21 protein-coding genes are annotated in these 24082 nt (G+C 54.7%); 7 read left to right on the top strand and 14 right to left on the bottom strand.

Annotated features, from left to right (window positions below; translation table 11 throughout):
* Window positions 1–166: 166 nt before the first annotated feature.
* The 3 genes from HPC62_RS11390 to HPC62_RS11380 form a co-directional block, all read right to left on the bottom strand.
* Window positions 167–1414 carry an adenylate/guanylate cyclase domain-containing protein gene (locus HPC62_RS11390; RefSeq protein WP_172355748.1) on the bottom strand — a complete coding sequence of 416 codons (1248 nt, stop codon included), beginning with the start codon at window positions 1412–1414 and terminating at the stop codon, window positions 167–169.
* A gap of 116 nt (window positions 1415–1530) precedes the next feature.
* Window positions 1531–2121, bottom strand: a complete 591-nt coding sequence (locus tag HPC62_RS11385; protein WP_172355746.1) for a PepSY domain-containing protein — start codon at window positions 2119–2121, stop codon at window positions 1531–1533.
* A gap of 57 nt (window positions 2122–2178) precedes the next feature.
* Window positions 2179–2850, bottom strand: coding sequence for a Fe2+-dependent dioxygenase (locus HPC62_RS11380; RefSeq protein ID WP_172355744.1), 672 nt, complete (start codon window positions 2848–2850; stop codon window positions 2179–2181).
* 118 nt (window positions 2851–2968) lie between these two features.
* Here HPC62_RS11380 and HPC62_RS23965 point away from each other — a divergent pair, with 118 nt between their 5' ends.
* A complete protein-coding gene (locus HPC62_RS23965) occupies window positions 2969–3091 on the top strand; it encodes a hypothetical protein (protein ID WP_255548766.1) in 123 nt (40 codons plus the stop codon).
* A gap of 539 nt (window positions 3092–3630) precedes the next feature.
* Here the strand turns inward: HPC62_RS23965 and HPC62_RS11375 are convergent.
* From HPC62_RS11375 to HPC62_RS11360, 4 genes are all read right to left on the bottom strand, one after another.
* Window positions 3631–4332, bottom strand: coding sequence for a calcium-binding protein (locus HPC62_RS11375; protein ID WP_172355741.1), 702 nt, complete (start codon window positions 4330–4332; stop codon window positions 3631–3633).
* A 101-nt stretch (window positions 4333–4433) separates the two neighbouring features.
* Window positions 4434–5834: a sensor histidine kinase gene (locus HPC62_RS11370; protein WP_172355739.1), complete on the bottom strand. Its 1401-nt coding sequence runs from the start codon at window positions 5832–5834 to the stop codon at window positions 4434–4436.
* Complete coding sequence (locus tag HPC62_RS11365) at window positions 5800–6477, bottom strand: response regulator transcription factor (protein WP_172355737.1); 678 nt, start codon at window positions 6475–6477, stop codon at window positions 5800–5802. The genes HPC62_RS11370 and HPC62_RS11365 overlap by 35 nt, the downstream gene beginning before the upstream one ends.
* 598 nt (window positions 6478–7075) lie before the next feature.
* Entirely contained in the window at window positions 7076–8716 is a 1641-nt protein-coding gene (locus HPC62_RS11360) for a 2-isopropylmalate synthase (RefSeq protein ID WP_172355735.1), read from the bottom strand.
* Window positions 8717–8965: 249 nt separating this feature from the next.
* Here HPC62_RS11360 and HPC62_RS23960 point away from each other — a divergent pair, with 249 nt between their 5' ends.
* Complete coding sequence (locus HPC62_RS23960) at window positions 8966–9088, top strand: hypothetical protein (protein ID WP_255548767.1); 123 nt, start codon at window positions 8966–8968, stop codon at window positions 9086–9088.
* Window positions 9089–9275: 187 nt separating this feature from the next.
* Here HPC62_RS23960 and HPC62_RS11355 read toward each other — a convergent pair whose 3' ends face one another.
* Complete coding sequence (locus tag HPC62_RS11355) at window positions 9276–9452, bottom strand: hypothetical protein (protein WP_172355733.1); 177 nt, start codon at window positions 9450–9452, stop codon at window positions 9276–9278.
* Between the two features lie 312 nt (window positions 9453–9764).
* Here HPC62_RS11355 and ald point away from each other — a divergent pair, with 312 nt between their 5' ends.
* Entirely contained in the window at window positions 9765–10850 is a 1086-nt protein-coding gene (gene ald, locus HPC62_RS11350; protein WP_172355730.1) for an alanine dehydrogenase, read from the top strand.
* A 192-nt stretch (window positions 10851–11042) separates the two neighbouring features.
* Here ald and dxs read toward each other — a convergent pair whose 3' ends face one another.
* From dxs to HPC62_RS11330, 4 genes are all read right to left on the bottom strand, one after another.
* Complete coding sequence (dxs, locus tag HPC62_RS11345; RefSeq protein WP_172355728.1) at window positions 11043–12953, bottom strand: 1-deoxy-D-xylulose-5-phosphate synthase; 1911 nt, start codon at window positions 12951–12953, stop codon at window positions 11043–11045.
* Window positions 12954–13228: 275 nt separating this feature from the next.
* Entirely contained in the window at window positions 13229–13771 is a 543-nt protein-coding gene (locus HPC62_RS11340) for a CIA30 family protein (protein WP_172355726.1), read from the bottom strand.
* A 75-nt stretch (window positions 13772–13846) separates the two neighbouring features.
* Window positions 13847–14530 carry a DUF6629 family protein gene (locus HPC62_RS11335; RefSeq protein WP_172355724.1) on the bottom strand — a complete coding sequence of 228 codons (684 nt, stop codon included), beginning with the start codon at window positions 14528–14530 and terminating at the stop codon, window positions 13847–13849.
* Between the two features lie 56 nt (window positions 14531–14586).
* The gene (locus tag HPC62_RS11330) at window positions 14587–15888 is read right to left on the bottom strand and encodes a CCA tRNA nucleotidyltransferase (protein ID WP_225910632.1); all 1302 of its coding nucleotides are present in this window, start codon (window positions 15886–15888) and stop codon (window positions 14587–14589) included.
* 293 nt (window positions 15889–16181) lie between these two features.
* On the opposite strand from HPC62_RS11330, the gene HPC62_RS11325 reads away from it, so the two are divergent.
* Both HPC62_RS11325 and HPC62_RS11320 read left to right on the top strand, forming a co-directional pair.
* Window positions 16182–16436 (top strand): Ycf34 family protein, encoded by a 255-nt coding sequence (locus HPC62_RS11325; protein ID WP_172355722.1) that lies wholly within the window; start codon window positions 16182–16184, stop codon window positions 16434–16436.
* 29 nt (window positions 16437–16465) lie between these two features.
* On the top strand, window positions 16466–18484 hold the full coding sequence (locus HPC62_RS11320; RefSeq protein ID WP_172355720.1) for a serine/threonine-protein kinase: 2019 nt from the start codon (window positions 16466–16468) through the stop codon (window positions 18482–18484).
* Between the two features lie 53 nt (window positions 18485–18537).
* Here the strand turns inward: HPC62_RS11320 and HPC62_RS11315 are convergent, their stop codons facing one another.
* On the bottom strand, window positions 18538–18711 hold the full coding sequence (locus tag HPC62_RS11315) for a hypothetical protein (protein ID WP_172355718.1): 174 nt from the start codon (window positions 18709–18711) through the stop codon (window positions 18538–18540).
* Entirely contained in the window at window positions 18708–20072 is a 1365-nt protein-coding gene (locus HPC62_RS11310) for a S8 family peptidase (RefSeq protein ID WP_172355715.1), read from the bottom strand. The genes HPC62_RS11315 and HPC62_RS11310 overlap by 4 nt, the downstream gene beginning before the upstream one ends.
* Window positions 20073–20253: 181 nt before the next feature.
* Between HPC62_RS11310 and HPC62_RS11305 the strand changes: the two genes are divergently transcribed.
* Together HPC62_RS11305 and HPC62_RS11300 are read left to right on the top strand one after the other, a co-directional pair.
* Window positions 20254–20823 (top strand): CDP-alcohol phosphatidyltransferase family protein, encoded by a 570-nt coding sequence (locus HPC62_RS11305; protein WP_172355713.1) that lies wholly within the window; start codon window positions 20254–20256, stop codon window positions 20821–20823.
* Window positions 20824–21422: 599 nt separating this feature from the next.
* Complete coding sequence (locus HPC62_RS11300) at window positions 21423–24041, top strand: PAS domain S-box protein (RefSeq protein ID WP_172355711.1); 2619 nt, start codon at window positions 21423–21425, stop codon at window positions 24039–24041.
* The last annotated feature ends 41 nt before the right edge of the window (window positions 24042–24082 follow it).

Raw genomic sequence — 24082 nt, 5'->3', positions numbered from 1 at the left:
GGGGGCTAGAATACAATATTCTGCCCCCATTTTTTGTATGTTGAGCTATCTTTCAACACTTCTGGTTCATCTTACCTACAATGCAATTGGAAATTATGCAGTTTATGACAGGGGCGATCGCCCACTCATCTCCCGACTTGATTCCACCACTCATCCACTAAATCATCTATTCTAAAAGTACCCAAGTCTTCACCGATTGCATCTTCCCCTTTAGCTTCAGCGCTAAATCTGACCGAGTTTTGACACTTATCTGACCATGCAATCTCTTATAAACAGCGTCTGAAATTGTAATATCTCCTGCTGCCGTTGAACTTTCTAAACGCTTTGCAGTATTTACCACATCACCAATGACAGTGTAAGTACGAACATCATCTCCACCAAACAAGCCCTCAATAACTGATCCATAATGAACAGCGCAACCTGCACCAAGTCCATAGGGTGAAAGCACTACTTTAGCCACATTTTGCATGGCTAAGGCGGCACTGACTGCTTGCTCTGGTGTTCTGTAAATCGCCATTACTTCATCAGCAGTAAAACTAATCCGCAAGGGATTGAAAGATACTGCAACTGGCTCAATTTGTTGATAGTACTGATTTAGAGCCTCAGCAACAACCTGTGGCTGATTTTGTTCACACCAGCTTGTGAATCCGCGAATATCCATGAACAAGATGGCACGCTCACGTTCTTCGAAACTGAGTCCATTTCGATCTGCTATGAACGCATTAACTGCATAATTTCCCATTCCCCAACGAGCCAGTCTATTCAACAAAGAATTGGTCTGCTTAAGTTGTCTTTCTTGCACCGTGACCTGTAGCTGTCGAATCCCCAACAATAGCCCAACAACAAGCATTCCACCCATCAGAAACAAGTGAGATCTTTTTCCTGTTAACTCCTGGAAAAATAACCATCTATTAAAATTAAAATAGTTCTGGCTTTCACTCAGTCTAACAACTGAGTAGAAAGATAGGAGCATTAGCATTCTAAAAATACTTTTCAAGGGAATAATCCATCGCTCCATTTTTATTGGATCGAAACAATAAATACCTTCAAGCAGACTAATGCTGATAGAAAATATCCAAAATACTGTATGTGATGGTTCTTGGAAAAAAGCGATCAGTCCATCATATGGTAAATCAACTAATGTATAAATGCTAACTCCAATCAAATTGCCGAATATGCGAGAAGCATTAGCACGAGACAAATAGGCTGTCTGTATACACATTGCAAAAATCAGCAGATACTCCGCTGGACTACTAAAGTAAGATTGCCAGCCATCTAATGTGATATCCGATAAAGACTTAAGAATTAAGAAATGTCCACTATTACCCAAAAATTCAGCTAAAAAGTCGGTCATGCCTGATTTAGATAGTCCTAAACTACGGTTTAATTGTCCAAGAATAGAAATTGTACTCATGGGAAGCTATAAATTTTCTGTAATTTAAAGCTGGGAGTGCCCTTAGCAAGCACCCCCAATCAGCACAGTATTCCCAAGTTAGACAGAAAACTAACCGTTAGTTGTATCAGACGCTTTCAATGATTCTCCGGAGCTTGTGGATGGCTTCTTGAAGCGTATGAGCGGCGTTTGTGAACAATTCCTGACATCTGGATTCCTGTTACTAGCATTGCAATCAAGCTAGCTCCAACCAAAAGGACGTAAATCGGACTGAGGGTTGAGCCAAGATATGATCCCTGATGAATCCTTAAAAGGAAAGCAGCTTGCTCATCTGACAAGCCAAACCAAACCTTGCCAAGACGGTAGGACACACCCGTAACAGCACTCACAGCAAGAGGCAAGGACACAATCGGAGCAATCATATAGTGAAACTTTCGTTCACTGAGCTTGAAAGGTTTGGAAATTGCAGCTTTCTTGCGATGCTTAAATAAGGTTATGCCACTGACAAGCATCCCTAGCAGACCCAGTCCAACTAGCAACACATAAATCGGAACAAGCGGCTTACCCAAAAAGCGCCCTTCATGCAGCAGCATCATAAAACTGCCAAATTCCTTAGGCAAACCAAGCCAGCTTCTACCGATTCGATATACGATCCCAGTTAATGCTGTTAGCAGTAGAGGAACAAATAGAATTGGTGCAGTTCGACGATGCAGATTTCTCAGATTCATAACCTAAATATCTCCTACTCGTGAAAATTTGTCAGTACTTCTGAGGCGTAACCGGTTCTAAACGTCTGCCCATTTTCGGAGCAGGTTAGCATGAAGCTTACAAAGCAGATCAAACTCAACAGTTTTGTTGTATTGTTCAAAAATTGCACGTCGGACGGTATCAAGTTCAAACAGCATTTCGCGCTCATGGGCATCTCGAACGACACTTTGTACCCAAGTCACTGCTGCGAGTCGAACACCCTCAGTCACTTCTGCTACACGATGCAGAAATGTGGACGGATAAACAATCATGGAGCCTGCCGCAAGTTTGAAGAACTGCTCTCCTAGGCTAGTATCAATCACTAGCTCGCCACCGCTGTAAGTATCTGGATTGCTAAGAAATAGCGTGAGGGACACATCAGAACGAGTCAACACATCGTCCCCCATCAGGGCATTGTCAGTGTGAGATCCATAAAACATTCCAGCTTCATAGCGACTGATCAGAGGAGGGCGAATTATCTTGGGACGAACTGCTGCTTGAAAGAGAGAATTGCGCTTGAGTGCCAGATTGATAATCGCCCTAATCTCCTTAGCTACGTTACTATCTCCTTTCAACTGACAGTTTTCCTTGACTGTCTTGGCATAGGCTCCAGCAGTCAATTTGCCATCTACAAACTCTGCACCTTCCAAACTAAGTTGGATCTGCTTCAGATCTCCAGATGTAAGGACATTGTCAATGCAAAGAATCATGACACTCAAGCACAGATATGTTAGAGGATGTTTAACTTAGGGCTGTCTAAAAGGTTGGTTCCGTGTGCATCGAGCACACATGAAACCAACCTTCACTTAGTTGGAGTTTCTCAGACTTATGCTCACCACCAATATCCGCCCTCGCCAGATTCACCCCGCTCGCCAGATTCACCCCGCTCGCCAGATTCACCCCGCTCGCCAGATTCACCCCGCTCGCCGGACTCACCGTAGCCTCGTCTAGAAGCCAGAAGCATCTCAGGGTAGGAATCCGGAGAATTTGTATACGCAAGCTGAGCAACTTCAGATACAGATGGACGTTTTGGCAGCGTGTTCAACTCTTCGCCGCCACCTCCCTGCGCACTGGAAGAAGGATCTGGAGACACTGATGCTTCTCCGCCTTCTTCACCGCCAGCATTCGCTCCTCCACAAGCACTCAAAGTTGCAGCTAGACCAACGCTGAGAAACAGACCAACGGCTTTAGAGGTCATACTTTCAGAGTTCATGACATCTCCTCCATTAAGAATTGAGAGTTGAGGTAAGAATAGATGGCAAGGAGCAAGAACCTGGAAAAAAGCACACTGGGTTTAGTGCTGATCAAGAGCTAATGAACCTTTCCAGGCCTGCGATTGACGTAGTTTGGTAGAATGCACCTTACTTACCACGGGGACTAATCCCCTTACCGTGATTGGCCTAAACTTTACTAATCACTAGGCATCTAGTAATCAATCACTAAGTGCCCAGTAATCAACTACAGGCACCCAGAAAAGCCACCTAGTCGGGCTATGAAATCACAAAGTCTGCCGCTGTAATCTGAGAGGCATTGACCCCTTGTAATACTGCTAAAGTCTTGCCTGTACCAGAAAGTTGAATCAGCGTGTCCCCGGCAAAGCTGCCGCTCCCCTGGACGATTTTAATACTTGCAAAACTCACGTCGTCAAGCTTCAACCGGTCTACACCATCCTTGAAATCGGTGATGGTATCGGTAAAACCGTACCCAGGTTTATTGGACTTGTACTTTATCTCAAACGTGTCTCTGCCTACGCCACCGGTGAGGATGTCTGCACCCTGACCACCTTCGAGCGAGTCGTTGCCGTTGCCGCCAATGAGTGTGTCGTTGCCTTTACCACCTTCGAGATAATCATTCCCTCTACCACTCAAGAGATAATCGTTGCCGTCTTTTCCATCAAGTTTATCGTTGTTGCTGCTACCTGTTAAGCGGTCATCGCCGCGCGTCCCTTTGATCTTGGTCTTGGAACTGTAGCCATAGCCAGACTCGCCGTACTCACCAGATTCACCGAGTTCACCAGACTCGCCGTACTCACCAGATTCACCGAGTTCACCAGACTCGCCGTACTCACCAGATTCACCGAGTTCACCAGACTCGCCGTACTCACCAGATTCACTGTAGAAACGACTACGACGAGAAGGAGAGGATAAATGCTGAGAATCAAGATCGAGAAACAAAGATAGTGCCTTAGACATGGATGATCTTTTAGTTGACTACAGATGGAACTGTAATTTAGTAAAGCCCGGAAAAGTAAAGAAGTCGGGAACTAGGTCTAAGGTTTTCACAGCAGGCTATCTTAGCCTGCCAAGGGGAGCTTTACACAGAAGGAGCTTCCCTGCCCTAGTTTGCTTTTTACGGTGATATTGCCTTGATGGCGTTGGGCAATTGTTTTGGCGATCGCCAATCCCAACCCAGATCCCGACTCGTACTGAGTGCGGGCTTGGTCGGCTCGCCAAAAACGGTCAAAAATATACGGCAGATGCTCAGGAGCAATCCCAATACCTGTATCCTGAATCGTTACAAAGACGTGAGACCCAATTCGCTGTAATGACAACGTCACAGTTCCACCCGATGGGGTGTACTGTAAAGCATTAGTTAAGAGATTGGTAAATAACCGGTGAAGTTGGTAGGCATCTCCGTTGACCTTTGCATCAGAAATCAACTGATATTTCAGGGAAATTTGGGATTTTTCAGCCTTGTCGTGATAAAAATCAACGAGGTCTTCTAACAATTCATCTAGATCAATACGTCGCCATCCAGGTTGATCGGGGATCTGCCGATCCATGCGAGCCAACAGCAATAGATCATCAACCAATTGGCTCATTTGTGCTGAAGCTGATGCAATGGAAATGAGCTTCTCCGTATCAGCAGGATGAACGCGCTCTGGATGACTCTGCATAACCGCAATCGATGCGCGAATAGCAGAGAGTGGGTTTCGCAACTCGTGAGAGGCATCTGAGGTGAACTGTTTTAATTGATTAAAACTTTGTAAAACCGGCTTTAGTGACTCATGTGTAAGCCAGACTCCACCCAGGGCAGCTAATCCTGAAGCGACAAACACCCCAACAGTCAAGCTCCACCGTAGTCGGCGCAGTTCTGCTTCTAGGGTAACAGTTGATTCGGTAACACGAACATACCCCAAGATTGAAGGAGTATCTGTTGTAGTAGAAATGGCATAAGCAGGCTGAGTAAAGCTTCGAACATTACCCGACTGCATTAATATTCCGCGTCGAGGGATATCTGATGGGAGCAAGGTCTGCAAGAAAAGCCCCCCGTCACGCACTATTAGTCGCCGCTGTGCATTGTACCATTCCACACCTTGATTAGAGGCTGCTAGGGGACTAGCGGAAATCTGCGAAGCAGACTCTGCCTTATATTTACCCATCAGTTGAGACAATGTGATTGGGATTGGCATTCCATCAGTACCGACTGGAACATAGCCTTCATATTTATCCTCCGATGTCAGTTCTTCATATTCATGCTGGATGATTTCTAGTGTACCCGCGGAGGAAGCAGCAACTTGACGAAGATGAGCATCTAACTGTTGGTTACGATCGCGTGTGACTAGCAGATAAACGGCCGTTGCAAATGTTTCTAAAATTGCAACTACGATTAGAAAGTAAAGTAATAGCAGTCGATTTCGCAATTTACGAAATTGACGATTAGAGATTGGGGTTGAGTCGGTATCCCAAACCATAAATAGTCTCGATTAGATTAGGCGGTGCACCTACAGTTTTAAGCTTCTGACGCAAGCGTCGCAGATGCACTTTAACAGTTTCTTCTCCAGGCATGTCCTCGAATGCCCATACGCGCTCTAAAATCAGGCTACGACTGAGAACGCGACTTCCATTTCGCAATAATAATTCTAGTAAAGCATATTCTTTGGGAGTTAAAACCAAGGGAGAATCACGATACGTTACTAGGTGTTCATTCGTATTTAATTTCAAGTTTTCCCATTCTAAGACTGGCAAAAATGTAACATTGCCACGCCGTAAAAGCGCTCGAATTCTTGCCAACAGTTCTGAAAGATCAAACGGTTTAATCACATAGTCGTCAGCCCCAATATCTAGCCCCAATACCTTATCTGCACTCGTGTCACGTGCGGTCAGCATCAGGATTGGAGTTTTATTTCCGTTTTGCCGCAGTTTTTTGCAAATGCTAATCCCATCTAACTTTGGCAACATTAAGTCTAAAATGATCAAATCGAACGTATCAGTCTCGGCAAATGTCAAACCAAGCTCACCATCATGGGCAACTTCTACTAGATAGTTATGAGCACACAAGGCTTCTGCGATTGCCTTTGTGATTCGGGAATCATCCTCCAATAGCAAAATTTTCATCCCTATTACCTGTCTAAACAAGTTGATGCTCTGCCTGACGTGTCGTCATCTTAGACGGGCAGTAGATTATGATTAGTACATCAAAGCTTCAGGAAACTCGAAAATTTGGCAGTCGGTCACTGACTTGCTTAAGTAACAAAAGTAATCTAGAAATCAGCGTCATCTGCTGCAAATAGACGGGACAGGACAGGCTGACTGCCTGATACATCTCTGAAAACCCCTGGTTTCTTGTAGGAGACGCTGGCCCAAAAGCCCCTTCGACTAAGCCCTCCGGTTCCAACTCAGGAGCTATGGGCTTCGATTCCAAGACAACGAATTTTCTGGGGTCTCGGGACTTGTATTAGGCAACCAGGATTGCCTGTCCTGGCTCATGAAACAGTCAATAGGGATAAGCTCCCTTACGCTGATCAGGGCTGGAGTCGGTCTGGCAAACATGGGCGGCGATCGCCTCTGTAGCTTAATAAACTTTGGTTTGCTGTGTGGGTAGAGGCAGTTTGCATCTTGGGCAAGGGATTGGAGAACCTAACTTGCTGTCAGTTGTCGGGTCATAACTAAGGTTGACTCAGTCGCCCTTAGTTATGATCATACTCCATCACGCCTAGCTCACAGGCTGCACATCGCTATGCTGGGGATGCAGCGCTTCGCCTTTTTGCAGGGAGGCAGACAGGCGGTTGAGCGCGTTCAGGTAGGCCTGGGCAGAGGCGACGATGATATCGGTGTTTGCGCCGTGGCCTGAGAAGATGCGATCGCCATATTTTAGGCGAATCGTCACTTCGCCCATTGCGTCGATGCCTGCGGTGACGGACTGCACCGAGAACTCGATGAGCTGGTTAGGGATGCTAACGACGCGGTTGATCGCTTTATAAACAGCATCCACGGGGCCTGTGCCGATGGCAGCATCGGTCAGTTCCTCCCCGGCGGGCGTGCGGACGGTGACGGTCGCCGTGGGGCGCGAGTGGTCGCCGCAAGACACCTGCACATGCTCTAGTTTGAACAGTTCGGGAACCTGCTGGGTTTCGTCATTGGCGATCGCCTCCAGATCCCAGTCGGTAATCTCTTTCTTCTTGTCGGCCACGTCTTTGAACCGCAGGAAGGCTCGGTTTAGCTCCTGCTCAGACAGTTCATAGCCCAACTCCCGCAGGCGCGTGCGGAAGGCGTTGCGCCCGGAGTGCTTGCCCAGCACGATCTGGTTATCCGTGAGGCCGATGGACTGCGCGTCCATGATTTCGTAGGTGCGCTTGTGCTTCAGCACGCCGTCCTGGTGAATGCCGGACTCGTGGGCAAAGGCGTTTGCACCAACGATCGCCTTGTTGGGCTGCACCAGCATCCCCGTCAGGTTCGACACCAAGCGCGAGGTTTTGTAAAGCTGGCGCGTGTCGATATGGGTCAGCGGCGCTTCCGACTCTGCCGGACGACCCAGGAACGGGTTAAAGTATTGACGACGCACATACAGCGCCATCACCAATTCCTCTAGCGCTGCATTTCCGGCGCGTTCGCCAATGCCGTTGATCGTGCATTCCAACTGACGCGCCCCGTTCTTCACGGCTTCCAAAAAGTTGGCCACGGCCATTCCCAAGTCGTTATGACCGTGTACCGAAATGATGGCCTGATCGATATTTGGCACGTTCTCTTTGATGCCCTTGATCAGCGCCCCAAACTCGCTGGGGGTGAGGTATCCGACGGTATCGGGAATGTTGATGGTGGTAGCCCCAGCGGCGATCGCCCGCTCCAGCATTTCATAGAGAAACTCCGGATCAGAGCGCCCCGCATCCTCTGGGGAAAACTCCACATCGTTGACAAACGACTTGGCATAGCTCACCATTTCGGGCACGATTTCCAGCACTTCGGCCCGCGTCTTTTTCAGCTTATATTCCAAGTGAATATCCGAGGCGGCAATGAAGGTGTGAATCCGGGGTTTGGCGGCGGGTTTCAGCGCGTCGGCGGCCGCTTTGATATCCTGCTGAGTGGCGCGGGCCAGTCCACAGATGATTGGGCCGTCTTCGCTGCCCACTTCGGCGGCGATCTTGCTCACCGCTTCAAAATCCCCAGGGCTGGCAAAGGGAAAGCCCGCTTCAATCACATCCACACCTAGTCGTGCCAGTTGCCGGGCGATTGTCAGCTTTTCATCCACGTTCAGCGTTGCGCCGGGCGACTGTTCGCCGTCGCGCAGCGTGGTGTCGAAAATCAAAATGCGATCGGGCTGACCAATACCGGACTGGGCGTTAGGTGAAGTACTCATGGCACAAATCTAAGCATGTGAATGGATGAATGCAGGTTCACAACGCGGTTTCGAGCGATAACGGGCATCGGCGATGCGCCGACCACGCCGAAACCAGGGTCGAATCTGGCAAGTCGAACTGATGCCGACTTAACCATCATACTGAATCATTCTAGTGGGCGAGTCTCCCCTTCCAACCCCCTGATCGGGTGATTGGGGGGTGGCGCGGTTTCAAAATACGCAGGTGGGCATTCTCGGCGTGGCAAGCTGATGCCGGGAGACGTGCGATCGCTGCCCCGCCCCATGCCCAGCCAAAGGCTTCGGCTTATCATGTTCATCCCCACCACCTGGGCGCAACTGGAGGCTGCACAGGCAGTGGGCAATTTGCTCTAAAAAAATGGGCTTAGGGCTTGATTTGCCTACCCACCCTAAGCCCATCAAACGAACTAACCAGAAACTACTAGAAACTAATAGGACTGACGCAGACGGACAATTTCTTGCAAGCGCAGCCCGCGAGAAATCGTCCAAAACCCAGAAGACTTATCGCACGTGCGTAAGTCCTGACTAACTTAAGCCCTGACTAATAAAGACCCAGCCAGGACAGCAAGCCCTGACCCGTCAGGTATTCGATCGCCAGCGTAATCAAAAATCCCACCATTGCCGCCCGCCCATTTAGGCGCTCAGCATACTCATTAAAGCCAAACTTTGGTTCCTGGAGCTTCGGAGTCACGGTCGGTTGCGGCGGAGTCTGAGTCATGGCTTTTACAATTCTTTACTCGTCCTCTTCATTGTAGAGAGTGCGGCCCATTCGTCAATCCAACATCACCCCCGCAGCCCCAAACTCCTGCTATAAACGGTGGAGGTCGATCCATCCGGGCGAAGACTCTCTCGCAAAAGGGATTTACCTTGGAACTATAGCGCTAGCTACGCTAGCTATGTTGCTTAGGACGTGGTTGTAGGGTGGCGCTGCTGCTCTACGACAGCACCTATGTCCTAATGAAAGTGACGATGGCTATATCTAAGAATTTACCGTCTCCGCAGTGGGTCGGGGAGCTTTTGAGGTGTTGGCATGGAAATCGGCGTTCCAAAAGAGATTAAGGATCAGGAATTTCGGGTAGGGCTGAGTCCCAGTAGCGTCCGCACGCTGGTCGAAGCAGGACATACGGTTTTTGTCGAAACCCAGGCGGGCATCGGCGCAGGATTTGCCGATCAGGACTATGTTCAAGTGGGCGCTCAGGTCGTACCTTCTGCAAAGGATGCCTGGAGCCGAGAGATGGTGGTGAAGGTCAAGGAACCGCTGCCAGCGGAATATGACCTGATGCAAAAAGATCAATTGCTGTTTACCTACCTGCACCTGGCGGCGGCGCGAGAACTGACGGAGCAACTGATGCGGGTGGGGCTGACGGCGATCGCCTACGAAACCGTTGAACTGCCCAACCGCAGCCTGCCCCTGCTCACCCCCATGAGCATCATCGCTGGGCGGCTCTCGGTGCAGTTTGGGGCCCGCTTTCTGGAACGGCAGCAGGGTGGACGGGGTGTGCTGCTGGGCGGTGTACCAGGGGTAAAACCCGGCAGGGTTGTGATCTTGGGCGGTGGCGTGGTGGGCACCGAAGCCGCAAAGATGGCCGTCGGGCTGGGCGCTCAGGTGAAAATTTTCGACATTAACGTAGAGCGACTGTCTTACCTAGAAACCCTGTTTGGCTCGCGGGTAGAACTGCTCTACAGCAACTCCGCCGAGATCGAAACCGCCGTTGCCGATGCCGATTTGCTCATCGGCGCAGTGCTGGTGCCGGGCCGACGTGCGCCCATCCTGGTGCCTGCCAGCCTGGTAGAGCAAATACGGACGGGTTCGGTGATCGTAGACGTGGCGGTGGATCAGGGCGGCTGCGTAGAGACGCTGCACCCAACTTCCCACACGCAGCCTACCTACGAGGTGTCGGGCGTGGTTCACTACGGCGTGCCGAATATGCCCGGAGCCGTGCCCTGGACTGCAACGCAGGCGCTCAACAACAGTACCCTGCCCTACGTGGTGAAGCTGGCCAATCAAGGTGTGGGGGCCCTGGAAACCGATGACGCGCTGGCCAAGGGGCTAAATGTCCAGGCCCATCGCCTGGTGCATCCCGCAGTGCGGCAGGTTTTCCCCGACCTAGCGTAGCTCGTGTTGATTTGCGATTTTGGATTTGCGATTTTGGATTGTTTGTATTGAGATTACGGTCAGAGAGGCGGATACGTGCCCAGGACATTGAACACAGACGGTTCAAACCGGGTGGTTCAAACCGGGTGGTTCAAACCGAGTGATTCAAATCTGGGCACGGTATCTCCGTTGATCTTTCAGAAGTAGAGGCTTCTAGGAGCGGACGGCTTCGACTGCGGCCGGAACCACCCACTCGCGGATGGTATCTGCGATCTGCGGGCCCGTCAGCCCCAGGCTGCTGAGCGATTGCTCTGGCTTGGCGTGATCGACTAGCACATCGGGCACGCCCAGCCGCTTGATCGGCACGGCAACATCCGCATCGAGCAGCGCTTCTGCCACGGCTGAACCAAAGCCACCCATCAAGCAGCCCTCTTCCAGCGTCACCACGCGCCCAATCTGCTGAGCCAGCGGCAGAATTAACTCCGTATCCAGCGGTTTGGCAAAGCGGGCGTTGACCACGGTTGCCTCGATGCCGTGTTCGCTGAGGATTTCAGCAGCCTGCATAGCGGGATAGACCATCGTGCCATAGCCCAGCAGCAGGATATCATCACCCTGGCGCAGAATCTCGGCTTTGCCGATGGGCAGCGGCTCCCAGCCCTCTTCCATGAGCGGCACGCCCTGGCCACTGCCGCGTGGATAGCGGAGGGCGATCGCCCCGTCGGTATAGTTCACCCCGGTTACAATCATCCGCTGAAACTCGGCTTCGTCCTTGGGAGCCATCAGCACCATATTGGGAATGCAGCGCAGATAGGCAATGTCGTACATCCCCTGGTGGGTCGGGCCGTCTGCCCCCACAATGCCCGCTCGATCCAGGCAGAAAAACACGGGCAGCTTTTGGATGCAAACATCATGCACAATCTGGTCAAAGGCGCGTTGCAGGAAGGTGGAATAGATCGCCACCACCGGGCGCATTCCCTCGCAGGCCAGCCCCGCCGCCAGCGTTACGGCGTGCTGCTCGGCAATGCCCACGTCGATGTATTGCTTCGGCAGCTTTTGCTGGAGCTTGTCTAGCCCCGTACCCGTGGCCATGGCGGCAGTAATGCCAATGATTTTGGGATTGTTTTCCGCCAGCTTCACCAGCGTATGGGCAAAGACTTTTGAGTAATCAGCAGGCTTGGGCTTGTTCGACGGTTTTGCTTTGCCCGTGGCCAGGTCAAAGGGCGACTGGGCGTGATAGCCCACCTGATCTTTTTCGGCGATCGCATAGCCCTTGCCCTTGGTCGTGGCCACATGCACCAGCACCGGCCCCTGAATCTTGTGGGCCTGGGTGAACGTGTGAATCAGTTCTTCTAGGTTGTGTCCATCCACCGGGCCCATATAGGTAAAGCCCAGTTCCTCAAACACCGCGCCCACCTTGGGCACTGCTAGCCGCTTCATCCCCTCCTTCACCCGCTGAAGCTCCGGCGTGAGCGAATCGCCCACAAACGGCAGATGCTTAAACTGCTCCTCCAGGTTGTCAGTGAGGAACTGCATCGGCGGGCTGAGGCGCATTTTGTTGAGGTAGCGAGGAATCGCGCCGACGTTGGGCGAAATCGACATTTCGTTATCGTTCAGCACCACCATCAGGTTGGTCTTGGGCAGGTGTCCGGCGTGGTTGATAGCCTCTAGCGCCATGCCGCCCGTCAGCGCTCCGTCGCCAATCACCGCTACGACCTTGTACTTTTCGCCCTGGAGATCCCGCGCCAGCGCCATGCCCAGCGCCGCCGAGATACTGGTGGAGGCGTGGCCCGCGCCGAAGTGGTCAAACTTGCTTTCGCAGCGCTTCAGATAGCCCGCCACGCCGTCTTTTTGGCGCAGCGTGTGGAAATTGTTGTAGCGTCCAGTAATTAGCTTGTGGGGATAGGCCTGGTGCCCCACATCCCACACCACCTTGTCATGGTCGAGATCCAGCGTTTGGTAGAGCGCCAGGGTCAGTTCCACCACTCCCAAACCGGGGCCCAGATGCCCGCCACTCGCCGCCACGGTTTCTAGATGCTTTTCCCGGATTTGGCGGGCGATTTGCTCTAGCTGGTGGATCGAGAGTCCGTGGAGTTGGTTGGGGTGGGTGATTTCGCTCAAATGCATAAATTTACCCCGTTAAGCCTAGATGAAGATCGGGTTACTCTTCTCAATCTAAAGCAAATGGGCAGATAAAATTGGTGCGCTTTGATAAGCGAAATTCACAAGATTTAGCCAGAGTTTTGTCCTATTTGTGCTAACCAAGGGGTTGGTTTCGCTATGCGATTAAAGAAATTGGTCGGCAGCTTCGGAGGATTAGCAGCAATTTTCGGAGCAATTTCAGGAACCATGTGATGCAGGCAGCGGTGGATCGACGCAGTTGCGGAACCAGAGATATTGAACTAGCGATAGGCGGCGATCGCCTCTATTTGCAACTGGAACGGGCCAGGCGCGAAGTGTGGATTGAGTCGTCCGTCCAGTTCAAACTTGCTGAGCATGAGTTGCAGTGAATAGATCCGCGATAAATCTAGCGACACGCCAGAAACAGTCTTGGCGCGGATCACGGGCGCAAACTGGGCGAAGGGCAATTGCACCGTGATCCACTGGTCGTCCAGCGTGTCGAAACTGCTGCAAAACGCCAGCCCGTCCCAGCGGTTTTCGGGCCGCAAGAAGAACTTGTAGCGGTTGCCGTCGCCCCGCAGCCGCAGTTCGATGCCAACATAGCTCGACAGATCCAGCGGCGGCTCAAAATCCCGCGTCCGCACCGAGGCAAAGCCGCCCGAATTTTCCGTAGACACCCGCCCAGAGAATACGCCCGACGTGCCTACCTGGCGAAACTGGCTCTGGCTGAGGCCGCCCATCACGCCATCGTTGAGCGGCCCCCACACGGCCGCAAGGGTGGGCTGGGGCTGGCTAAAGTCAAACAGGGTGAGCGTTGTGGGCATAGTCAGGCTTTGGGCTGCGGGATCAGGCTGCGGGATCAGGCTGCGGGATCAGGCTTACGGAATTAGGCTGTGGCTCTAGGCAAGGGGCGGCTGGGATCGGGGTTCCAGTCCTTGCAAAAAGACATAGCCAACATACAGCGAAACGAGGGCTGCAAAAAAGCACCATACTGAAATGAATCCGGCGCTAAAAAAGTTGGCGGTGAGCAGCAGCGCCACCAGCACCAGCCCTCCCAGCCGCTGAAGATGGCGATCGCCACTTAGCACCAGCGGAGCCAAGATCGTCAGGACATACAGCGTATAGCCCAGCAGCACCAGCAGGCGCGTGGGATAGAGCCACAGTTGAAGCTGGTAGACGAGCGAATGATTGTGGATACTCACTGCGAGTTGCCGCTGGTGGAGCCAGAGGGGCAGGTTGAAATAGAGTCCGTAGAGCAAGCCGATGCCCGTGAGCGCCCGCCAGATCTGTTTTCGGGGGCGATCGCTCTCTACGCTCGCCGCCGTCAGCGGGGTCCACACCAGCCAAAAGCCGTGAGAAAAGCACACAAACCCGGCCGCCGCCAGCGCCACCAGCCGAGTATGGTTTGCACCTAGTCCCACCCACACCAGCCCCTCGATTGCCTGCTGGATGCCAAATGCCAGCGGAAACGCCGCCAGTGGCATATAGCGTCTGTCCTCTTCTTGCGCCTTTTTGAGGCAGGCGATGCCGACGGGAATCAGGGCCGCGCCCAAGCTAAAGCTAGCAGTTGCAGAAAAACACATAGCCAGAGATCCTCCTAACGCCGTTATAGCGCTGGCGGCCTCAGAACGACTGGTCGTTATTCCGACTGCTGCTGCATCCAGATTGCCGCCAAATCAAGCGCTTCGGCGGGCGTGGCGATTTTTCCTTCGGCGCGAGCCAGTTGCAAAACTTCAAGCAGTTGCCCAATTTGGGGGCCAGGCGGCAGATGCAACTGGGTCATCAGGTCGCGCCCGGTCACGAGCGGGTGGGGATGGGCGATCGCGTCATGGGGGTCAAGAAATCGGTTAATCAGCGGGGCGATCGCCGCTTCGGAAATGCCCGATGCCAGCGCCACCACGCTCAGCGCCCCAAAGGCCGCGCCCACGCCCTGAAAGAAGAAATACTGTTCAGTCGCGGTGGCAGTCGGCTGCACGATGGCAGGCACCTGCGGCAAATAGCGCAGCACCGTCTGCACCGCCTGAATTTCGTTGCGGCTATACTTCAGGGTTCGCAGTTCGGCTTCGGCTTCGACCGCCTCCGGCGAGACCAGCGCCGTCAGTTTGGCAATTCGCATCCAGCTTCGCCCCAGCCCCGACACCTTTTGCTGATCCCGAAGCCAGCCCGAAAGCTCTGCTCCCAGCGCCGGCCAGCGCGTTTCCAGGGCGATCGCCGCCTCGTCCATCTGGGCCACCCGATCCATCCCCGTCGCCGTCGCGTGGGGCAGCCAGGTGCAAAACAGCCCGTCTTCCCAGGCTATCTGCAAAAAGCGCGTGCCTCGTGCCGTGCCCAGCAGGTAGTTCAATTCTGCCTGCACCCGCTCTGGCGCGATGCCTGCCAGCAGATCTGCCAATCGCTGAATCGTGGTCTGCGTGTCTGGCTCTAGCTCAAAGCCAAGCTGTGCCGCCTGCCGATAGGCCCGCAGCAGCCGCAGGGGATCTTCCTTCAGGTTTTCTGGCGCAACCATGCGGATGAGTTGCTGCTGTAAGTCGCTGTAGCCGTTCAGTGGGTCAAAGAGCCGCTCGGTGTGTGGGTCGTAGGCGATCGCATTCACGGTAAAATCGCGCCGCTGCAAATCTGCCTCCAGCGTCGGCCCAACCTGCTGGGCAAAGTCCACCGTGGCCCGCTCAAACACCGCCCGCGCAATCTGCCGCTCCGCATCCAGCAGCACATAGCCCGTGCGATAGTGATTGGCGATCGCCCGCGCCGTGGCCACCGCCCCTTCCGGCAGCACAAAATCCAGATCCAGATACTCTGCCTGTCGCCCCAGCAGCGCATCCCGCACGCTGCCGCCCACCAAGTACGCATCCGACGGCAGCCACTCCAGGCTAAAGGGCCAGGTGTGGGGCGACAGGGCAGAAGCTGTGGTGAGCGTGTCTGTGGGCAGGGTGAGGTAGGTCAAGGGAGGGAGAGATCAGGGGGTCGGGGAGCAGGGAATCCACGGACGATGGTTCGGAGGTGACGGATCAAAGGTCAGAACCGTGCTTTCTGGAGCGAGGGAGGCAAGGTTCAACCCCTACACCCGTCCGCTAGCCCCCAGCCGTTCACCCCCGATCCCTAACCCCTGAAACCGAATACCTCCATTCTGCTACATCTGTCAGGGGCAATCGCCGCTTTTTCGCAAACTGAGCTAGAGTAGCATAAAAGCAGACGACTCTAAATCCCCACTGGCCTGGCGGCGGGAGAATTTTTAAGATGTGTATTTGCGTTAACTGCCATTACGTAGATCGCTGCACGACGTATCACGCGGTAGAACATCAGCATCAGCAGCCCCATCTGACAGAATTTCCAGACTTTGAAGCCACCGAACCGACGATTAATGTCAATATTCGCCAGGGCGACGCGGACGACATTATCGAAATGGAGTGGGATGTGGTCGGCTGCCTCAGCTTTGTCGAAGAAATGGGCAAATGGGCAAAGCTGCGTCCGGGTGAGCTAGTTCCCACGTAATCGCGCTTTGACCTTATCGGCTGAACCGAATGCATTGCCTGAATCCTGCCTGCCCGCAGCCGCAAGATCCCGGAACCGGAGAAACGTGTCAGCACTGCGGGGCAGCGCTACTGCTGGGCGATCGCTTTCGAGCGGTCAAGCTACTGGGGCAGGGCGGCTTTGGGCGCACCTTCCTGGCCATCGACGAGCGCAAACGGTCTGCCCAGCATTCCGCTTCTCCTTGCCACTGCGTTATCAAGCAATTCTTTCCCCTCCAGCGGGGCGACGTGCGCCGAGCAGCCGAGCTATTCCGGCAAGAGGCCGAGCGGCTGCGGCGGTTGGGGCAGCATCCCCAGATTCCCCGGCTGCTGGCCCACTTGGAAGATGAGGACGGGCAATACCTGGTGCAGGAATATATTCCAGGAAAAAATCTGGAAGTGCTGCTGCACGAGCAGAAGGTGTTTTACGAAGGGCAGGTGCTAGATTTACTCAAAAGCCTGCTGCCTGTGCTGGCGTTTATTCACAGTCAGCGCGTCATCCACCGCGACCTGAAGCCCGAAAATATCATTCAGCGGCAGAGCGATCGGGAACTAGTGCTGGTGGACTTTGGCGCGTCGAAATATGCCACGCAGACGGCCCTGGGGAAAACGGGCACGATGATCGGCAGCGCGGGCTATGCTGCGCCAGAGCAGGTGATGGGGCGGGCCGAATTTGCCAGCGACCTCTACAGCCTGGGCGTGACCTGTATTCACCTCTTGACCGGGATGCACCCGTTTGATTTGTATTCCCCCATGCAGGATGCCTGGATCTGGAGACAGTATTTGCCAGAGCCGATTGGCGATCGCCTCACCCGCGTTCTCAATAAACTGCTCCAGCGCCCCATCAGCAGCCGCTACAAAACCGCCACCGCCGTCCTCAAAGACCTCGGTTTCCCCCTCCCCAAACTGCCCAACTCCCCCCCTGCCCCTCGCCAATCCATCGTCCCTGCCCCTCGTCAACCCGTCGCCCCCCTTGCCCCCCCGCCCCCGCTCTCCAACTGGCATTGCGCCCACACCCTTGCTGCCCACTCCGGCCCCATTACCACCCTCGCCACCAGCCCTGACGGTCTGTGGATTGCTAGCGGCAGCACCGATAAAACCGTCCGGCTGTGGAGCCTAGAGACGGGCGACCTGCTGCATACGCTGGGCAACGGGGGGCTGTTTGGCAATGGGCATGGCGATCGCCTCAGCGCCCTGGCCTTTACCCCCGACAGCATCGAACTGCTCAGCGCCAGCGACGACGGCACGATCAAGCAGTGGGACATGGCCACCCAAAGGCTGATGCGGACGATTGACGGGCACGACTGGTTGGTGTCGGCGATCGCCCTTAGCCAGCACGCACCCCTGTTCGCCACGGGCGGCGGCGACGGGCGCATCAACCTGTGGAATTTGGAAACGGGTGAGCAGATTGCCAGCCTGGGTAAACACCGCGATCGCATTAGCGCCCTGCTCCTCAGCCCCGACGGGCACACGCTAATCAGCGCCAGCTACGACAACACCATCCGCCTATGGAACCTGCGAACCGACGCACTGATCGGCACGCTGCGGGCCCATACCGACCGCATTACCTCACTGGCGATCACCGCCGACTGGCAAAGCCTGATCAGCGCCGGAGCCGACAAGACGCTGCGATTTTGGGACCTCAACCGCATGGCCCAGACGCGCCCCATCGTCGCCCACAAAGACACCATCACCACCCTTGCCCTCAGCCCCCAGGGAACCCTCCTGGCCAGCGGCAGTGACGACAACACGATCAAGCTCTGGCCCCTCACGCGCCATCCTGAGATTGGACTGACCGTTGCCCATCGACCCATTGCCTTGCGCGGAGCCTGGGCGATCGCCGCTCTTGTCTTTAGCCCAGACGGAAAAAGCCTCGTCAGCGGCGGGGCCGACGAGGTGGTAAGGATATGGGAGGAGGGGATTGGGAGTGACGGGGTGAGAGATAGAAAAAACGAAAAACGAAGAACGAAGAACGAAAAAGGGAGTGGTCAGAAAAACGCGGATGACAGGGCTGAACCCCTTGATTTCTAGTTTCCAGACCTGGGACACACAAAGTTCTGATCGCTCCCACGAAAAACGGAACTTCACGGGAAAAACGAAAAACAGAACTTCTTCCCTCTTCCTTCTTCTCTCTTCCTTCTTCTCTCTTCCTTCTTCTCTCTTCCTTCTTCTCTCTTCCTTCTTCCTTCTTCCTTCTTCCCTCTTCGTTCTTCTCTCTTCCTTCTTCCTTCTTCCCTCTTCCCTCTTCCCTCAATCAATCCGGCGCTTGCGCCAGGCCGCTGCCCACGTCCCGCGACGGCAGCGACAAACGCCAGGCCCGCTGAGTCAATTGGGCCCACAGTTCCCGGCCGCGTGCGCCCGTGGCTTCGGCGTGGAGGGCGGCCAGTCCGGCGACGTGGGGCGTGGCCATGCTGGTGCCGCTGATGGTGCTGTAGCGGGTGGGCATGGGCCAGCTAGAGTATACGTCTACGCCAGGAGCAGCCAGATCAATCTGCCCGCCGTTGCGGTTGATGCCGCCGTTGGAGAAGGGGGCCATCTTCAGGTTGGGGCGCAGAGCGGCGATCGCCATGATCGAAGGACAATTTGCCGGATGGCTGACGGGCACAATCACGCCGAACTGCCGGAAGCTGTCGTTACCCGCCGCCGCAATGATCAAACTGCCGCGCCGCAGGGCCCGCCGACCCACGTTTTCATATACCGCAGAATGGTTCTGACCGGGCAGCACCATCGCCCCCAGCGACATAGAGATGATCTGACATCCGCTGGCGATCGCCCAGTTGATGCCCGCCAAAATGCCGCCGTCTGCGCCGCTGCCCTCATTGCTCAGCACCTTGCCTACATAGATTTCGGAATTATAGGCAACGCCGTAGCGCGGCAAAATCTCCGGCAGCTTCGACCCGCAGGCCGTGCCAATGCAGTGTGTGCCGTGACCGTTGCCGTCTTGCACCTCTTCCCCTTCAATAAAAGACTTGCTAGACACTGCCCGCCCCACAAAGTCGGGATGGGTCAGGTCAAAGCCCGTATCCAGCACAGCAACCTTTAGCCCCAGCCCGCTATATTGCGAGGTGCTGGCTTTCGTCACATCCAGCCCCCAGGTGATGGAGCCATCGGCAACGGCCCCGCCGCGACCCAGCACCGACTCTGCCTCCTGCTCTTTCGGCAGCAGCCGATCGACCAGATGATTTACCGCATCCCGATAGCCCTTGAGGTAGTCCACGGGGATCGTAATGATGTCCGTCTCTGCAAATCCGGGTGGCGCAGGCAAATAGCCATCGGGATCGGGGTCTTCGATTGCCCGCACGACCCGCTCCGGTTCGACTGCAATGACCGAGCTACCGCGCATGGTCGCCGCATTCAGCGCTTGCGCCTGACCTGGCTCCATTGTCACCACTGCCACTCCCAATTCGTCAAAGACAAGCGAATCTTCGCTGGCAAGCTGTTCACCACTGGGGGAATGGTCGCGAAAGTCCGCAGAATGGGCAACATGGCGAATTCCTGCCGAATCGTCCATCGCACGGAGTCCGTCATCAATATTGTCGGTATCCAGCAGGACGAGGTACCTACCAGTGGTTTCGGGCTGTCCTGACGAGGAATAGGGGCTGTTTCCGGATGTCGTCATAGGGTTGATGTCTTATGTCACAGCTACCTTGAAGTCTACGCCGCCGAGTCTAAGGATTTCGGAGGGTTCCGGATCTTCTTAACGATTCCCGAAGAGGGGCGGAATGGGGGGATGGCGGGATGGAGTGATGGGAAAGATGAGTAAAGATGCCAACCTCTCCAGTCCTCAAGGCTGAACCGATATGACCCACCTCCCCATGCTTCTGGTTTATTTCCGTCTGGCGATCGCCCCTTTTCTGCTTTGGGATGCCTTCGATGGCTCGGTCACGCCCTGGTTCTTAGCGGGCTACATTGCCGCATTTCTATCGGACATTTTCGATGGGGTGATCGCACGGCGGCTGGGCGTGAGTACGGCGGCCGTGCGGGCCGCAGATAGCTGGGCGGATGTGACGCTGTATCTGTGTCTGGCGGTGGCAGCGTGGTGGGTGCATCCAGACATCCTCACGGCGTTTCGTGGACCGCTGCTGGCGGTGGTGGCAGCGCAGCTTCTCTGGTGGGGGGTAAACCTGGCAAAATACGGCAAGCCCGCTAGCTATCATACCTATTCTGCCAAGCTGTGGGGGATCACGCTCTTTGTCGCCAGCATTGCACTGTTTGGTTTTGGACAAGGCGGGCCACCGCTGGCGCTGGCAGTGGCAGTGGGGCTGGTGCATACGGTCGAAGAAATCGCCATGACCCTGATATTGCCCACCTGGCAGCACGATGTCTTGAGCTTGGCCCATGCGCTGAAGCTGCGGCAACAGTTGGGGTAAGCTTTGGAAGGCGAGAGATGAGAAGATAAAGGAATCAGGGGCCTGGTTCCAATCTGTCCGAATCTCCGAATTCAGGGCTGTAGATTGGGTCAGGTTAGCTGTCGATGGATCAGGTTAAAGGCTTCTGTTTGTTAGCCAGAATGCGGAATAGGGCACTCTGGCTAGGGGCTCTTTGGGGTAAAGCGTTATAGAGTAAGGGTGCGATCGCCTTCCATGTCAGGGTTCAGCCCAAGGGTTTAGCCCAAGGTTTCTGCATTCCAACGCTGCATCCCTGCCCGCCCCTTCATGTGCTGTTGACCTTTCTGCCGTCCACCCTACTGTGTACACACAGGTCTTCTAGGCTTGAGCGACGATGCTTTGATCCCCCCTAACCCCCCTTCAACAAGGGGGGAACCGATCCCGGAGTGACCCGCAGCAGGGAGAGCTGGATCGGAAGTCCCCCTTATCAAGGGGGATTTAGGGGGATCTTTCGGAAGTCCCCCTTATTAAAGAGGATTTAGGGGGATCTTTCGGAACCTGACGCAAAAAATCGAGATGTGTGTATACAGTGGCCGTTAATGATGGATATTACCCCCTTCTCCTCCAAGTTCTAAAAGTCTATGGTTGAGCCTGCTGGTTTCGGTTTGCCCCTACCCGACGACTGCTTTTGCCAGCTTTTTGAGCGCTCTGCCGATGCCATTTTGCTGATCGATGGCGACGTGTTTATTGACTGCAATCCAGCGGCGATCGCCCTGCTGGGTTGCACTGACAAAGCGCAAGTGCAATCGCTGCATCCCGCCCTCCTCTCACCAGCGGTGCAGCCCGATGGACGATCCTCGTTTGAAACGGCAAACGAGATGATGGCGATCGCCCTGCGGCAGGGCAGCCACCGATTTGAATGGATGCACCACCGCATGAATGGGGAAGACTTGTGGGTGGAGGTATTGCTGACGGCGATTGAGTGGCAGGGGCGCACCATTCTGCACGCAACGTGGCGAGATATTGGCGATCGCCTCCAGCTAGAGGCTCAGCGTCAGGAGGTCGAAAAGGCATTGCAACGAAGTGAACAGCGGATGCGGCTGGCGCTCAAGGCGGCGCAAACGGGTATCTGGGAATGGAATATTGCAACGGATCATCTGGAACACTTCAGCGATGAAGCGAAGCATCTGTTTGGACTGACGGATGACACCTTCGATGGCACTTGGGCGACCTGTGCGAAGGCGATTCACCCAGAAGACGTGAGGCGGATTGAACAGGCAATCGAATCGGCGATCGCTGGCAAAACCGCCTATGCTGCGGACTATCGAGTGATCTGGCCCGATGGCTCCATTCACTGGCTGGCGGGTCGGGGCGATGTCCTGTGGAGCGAAGACGGCAAGCCCCTGACAATGGTGGGCACGGTGCAAGACATCACGCCGCGCAAGGAAGCAGAAGAGGCTCGCCGCCAAAGCGAGGAGCGCTTTCAGGCGTTTATGGATCACAGTCCGACGGCTGCCTGGATGGTCAGCTATGAGGGGCAAATGCTCTATATCAACCAGACCTATCTGAAAATGTTCACCCTGCCCACGCCGGACGTGGTGGGCAAGTCGCTATTTGATCTGTACCCCAAAGAGGTCGCGGCAGAATTTTTGCACAACGTTCAAACTGTCATTCACAACCGTCGTCTGCTGGCCACGATCGAGCCGATTCCGCTGCCGGATGGCACGACTGGCGATTCGCTGGTCTACAAATTTCCCATGTCGGATGGATCGGGACAGCAGGTGGTGGGCGGCATCGCCATCGACATCACCGATCGCAAGCGGGCAGAAGAGGCGATTCAGGACTATGCCGATCGCCAAACCCTGCTGAACCAGCTTGCCCACCAGATCCGCAATTCTCTCAACCTGGACACGGTACTTGAAACCACCATTCAGGCCGTGCGAAACCTGCTGGAAATCGACTATTGTGGCTTTTGCTGGGTGCTGCCCGATGCCGACACGCCGCACTGGGAGATTGTGCAAGAAGCCAAAAACGACCACGCGCCCAGCTTGCTGGGTGAGTATCCCCTGCGGCTGATTGGCGACAGTGTGGTACAGCAGTTGATCCAGCAGCAGATGGTTTGGGTAGACGACACGGCCCAGTGCAGCGACCCGGTTTTTCAAGCGCTGCTGACGGAATCGGGGGTGCAGTCGGTGGTGCTGATGCCGCTGCGGACGCATTCTCAGCGAATCGGCTGTCTGATTGGCGACCACTTTCAGCAGGTGCGCCCGTGGACCGAGCGAGAGTGCGATTTGCTGCAATCGGTGGCCACCCAACTGGCGATCGCCATTGACCAGGCCGAACTCTACGCCCAGAGCCGCGCCCAGAGCGAGGAACTGCAACACGCGCTGCAAGAGCGTCAGCGCACCCAGGCGCAGATGGTGCAAAGTGAAAAAATGTCGAGCCTAGGGCAACTGGTGGCCGGCATTGCCCATGAAATCAACAACCCGGTGAACTTTATCCATGGCAACCTGGCCCATGCCCGCAACTATGTGCAGGATTTGCTGGAGCTCATGGATCTGTATCAGCAGGAATATCTTGAACCCACGCCCAAAATTACCCAGTATGCCGAAGAAATTGATCTGGAGTTTCTGCGCGAAGATTTGCCCAAACTGCTTGCCTCAATGCGAGTGGGAACCGAGCGGATTCACGAGATCGTGCGATCGCTCCGCATTTTCTCCCGGCTAGACGAAGCAGAGTCTAAGCCCGTAGACATCCACGACGGCATCGATAGCACGCTGATGATCTTGCACAACCGCCTGAAGGCGCGCTCCGGCCGCGAGGAGATTCGGGTGGTCAAAGAATACGGCTCGCTGCCGCCCGTCGAGTGCTATGCAGGTCAACTCAACCAGGTGTTTATGAACATCCTGTCGAACGCCATTGACGCGCTAGAAGAACGCGACCAGCAGCGGGCGATCGCCGACCAGCAGGCTGAACCCAGCACCATCCGCATCAAAACCCAGGTCTTGCCCGATCATCAAGTCAGCATCCACATCATCGACAACGGCACAGGAATACTGCCCAGCGTCAGGCAGCGCATCTTTGACCCATTTTTCACCACCAAGTCTGTCGGCAAAGGCACAGGCATGGGCATGTCCATTAGCTATCAAATCGTCACCGAAAAGCACGGCGGCACGCTGGAATGCTTCTCGGAACCAGGTCAGGGCACCGAGTTTGTGATTCAAATCCCAATCTCCCAGGCGATCGCAGAACTCTCCTAACCCATTCCTCCCTCTTCATTCTTCCCTCTTCGTTCTTCGTT

The organism is Thermoleptolyngbya sichuanensis A183 (assembly GCF_013177315.1).
GTDB classification, from domain to species: Bacteria; Cyanobacteriota; Cyanobacteriia; order Elainellales; family Elainellaceae; genus Thermoleptolyngbya; species Thermoleptolyngbya sichuanensis.
The sequence above is the reverse complement of the archived record's forward strand: the minus strand, read 5'-3'. Positions and strand labels throughout refer to the sequence as shown.

Coding starts and splice junctions, on each gene's coding strand:
- HPC62_RS11390 (WP_172355748.1), bottom strand. CDS start 1,414: ATGAGTACAATTTCTATTCTTGGACAATTAAACCGTAGTTTAGGACTA.
- HPC62_RS11385 (WP_172355746.1), bottom strand. CDS start 2,121: ATGAATCTGAGAAATCTGCATCGTCGAACTGCACCAATTCTATTTGTT.
- HPC62_RS11380 (WP_172355744.1), bottom strand. CDS start 2,850: ATGATTCTTTGCATTGACAATGTCCTTACATCTGGAGATCTGAAGCAG.
- HPC62_RS23965 (WP_255548766.1), top strand. CDS start 2,969: ATGCTCACCACCAATATCCGCCCTCGCCAGATTCACCCCGCTCGCCAG.
- HPC62_RS11375 (WP_172355741.1), bottom strand. CDS start 4,332: ATGTCTAAGGCACTATCTTTGTTTCTCGATCTTGATTCTCAGCATTTA.
- HPC62_RS11370 (WP_172355739.1), bottom strand. CDS start 5,834: ATGGTTTGGGATACCGACTCAACCCCAATCTCTAATCGTCAATTTCGT.
- HPC62_RS11365 (WP_172355737.1), bottom strand. CDS start 6,477: ATGAAAATTTTGCTATTGGAGGATGATTCCCGAATCACAAAGGCAATC.
- HPC62_RS11360 (WP_172355735.1), bottom strand. CDS start 8,716: ATGAGTACTTCACCTAACGCCCAGTCCGGTATTGGTCAGCCCGATCGC.
- HPC62_RS23960 (WP_255548767.1), top strand. CDS start 8,966: ATGCCGGGAGACGTGCGATCGCTGCCCCGCCCCATGCCCAGCCAAAGG.
- HPC62_RS11355 (WP_172355733.1), bottom strand. CDS start 9,452: ATGACTCAGACTCCGCCGCAACCGACCGTGACTCCGAAGCTCCAGGAA.
- ald (WP_172355730.1), top strand. CDS start 9,765: ATGGAAATCGGCGTTCCAAAAGAGATTAAGGATCAGGAATTTCGGGTA.
- dxs (WP_172355728.1), bottom strand. CDS start 12,953: ATGCATTTGAGCGAAATCACCCACCCCAACCAACTCCACGGACTCTCG.
- HPC62_RS11340 (WP_172355726.1), bottom strand. CDS start 13,771: ATGCCCACAACGCTCACCCTGTTTGACTTTAGCCAGCCCCAGCCCACC.
- HPC62_RS11335 (WP_172355724.1), bottom strand. CDS start 14,530: ATGTGTTTTTCTGCAACTGCTAGCTTTAGCTTGGGCGCGGCCCTGATT.
- HPC62_RS11325 (WP_172355722.1), top strand. CDS start 16,182: ATGTGTATTTGCGTTAACTGCCATTACGTAGATCGCTGCACGACGTAT.
- HPC62_RS11320 (WP_172355720.1), top strand. CDS start 16,466: ATGCATTGCCTGAATCCTGCCTGCCCGCAGCCGCAAGATCCCGGAACC.
- HPC62_RS11310 (WP_172355715.1), bottom strand. CDS start 20,072: ATGACGACATCCGGAAACAGCCCCTATTCCTCGTCAGGACAGCCCGAA.
- HPC62_RS11305 (WP_172355713.1), top strand. CDS start 20,254: ATGACCCACCTCCCCATGCTTCTGGTTTATTTCCGTCTGGCGATCGCC.
- HPC62_RS11300 (WP_172355711.1), top strand. CDS start 21,423: ATGGTTGAGCCTGCTGGTTTCGGTTTGCCCCTACCCGACGACTGCTTT.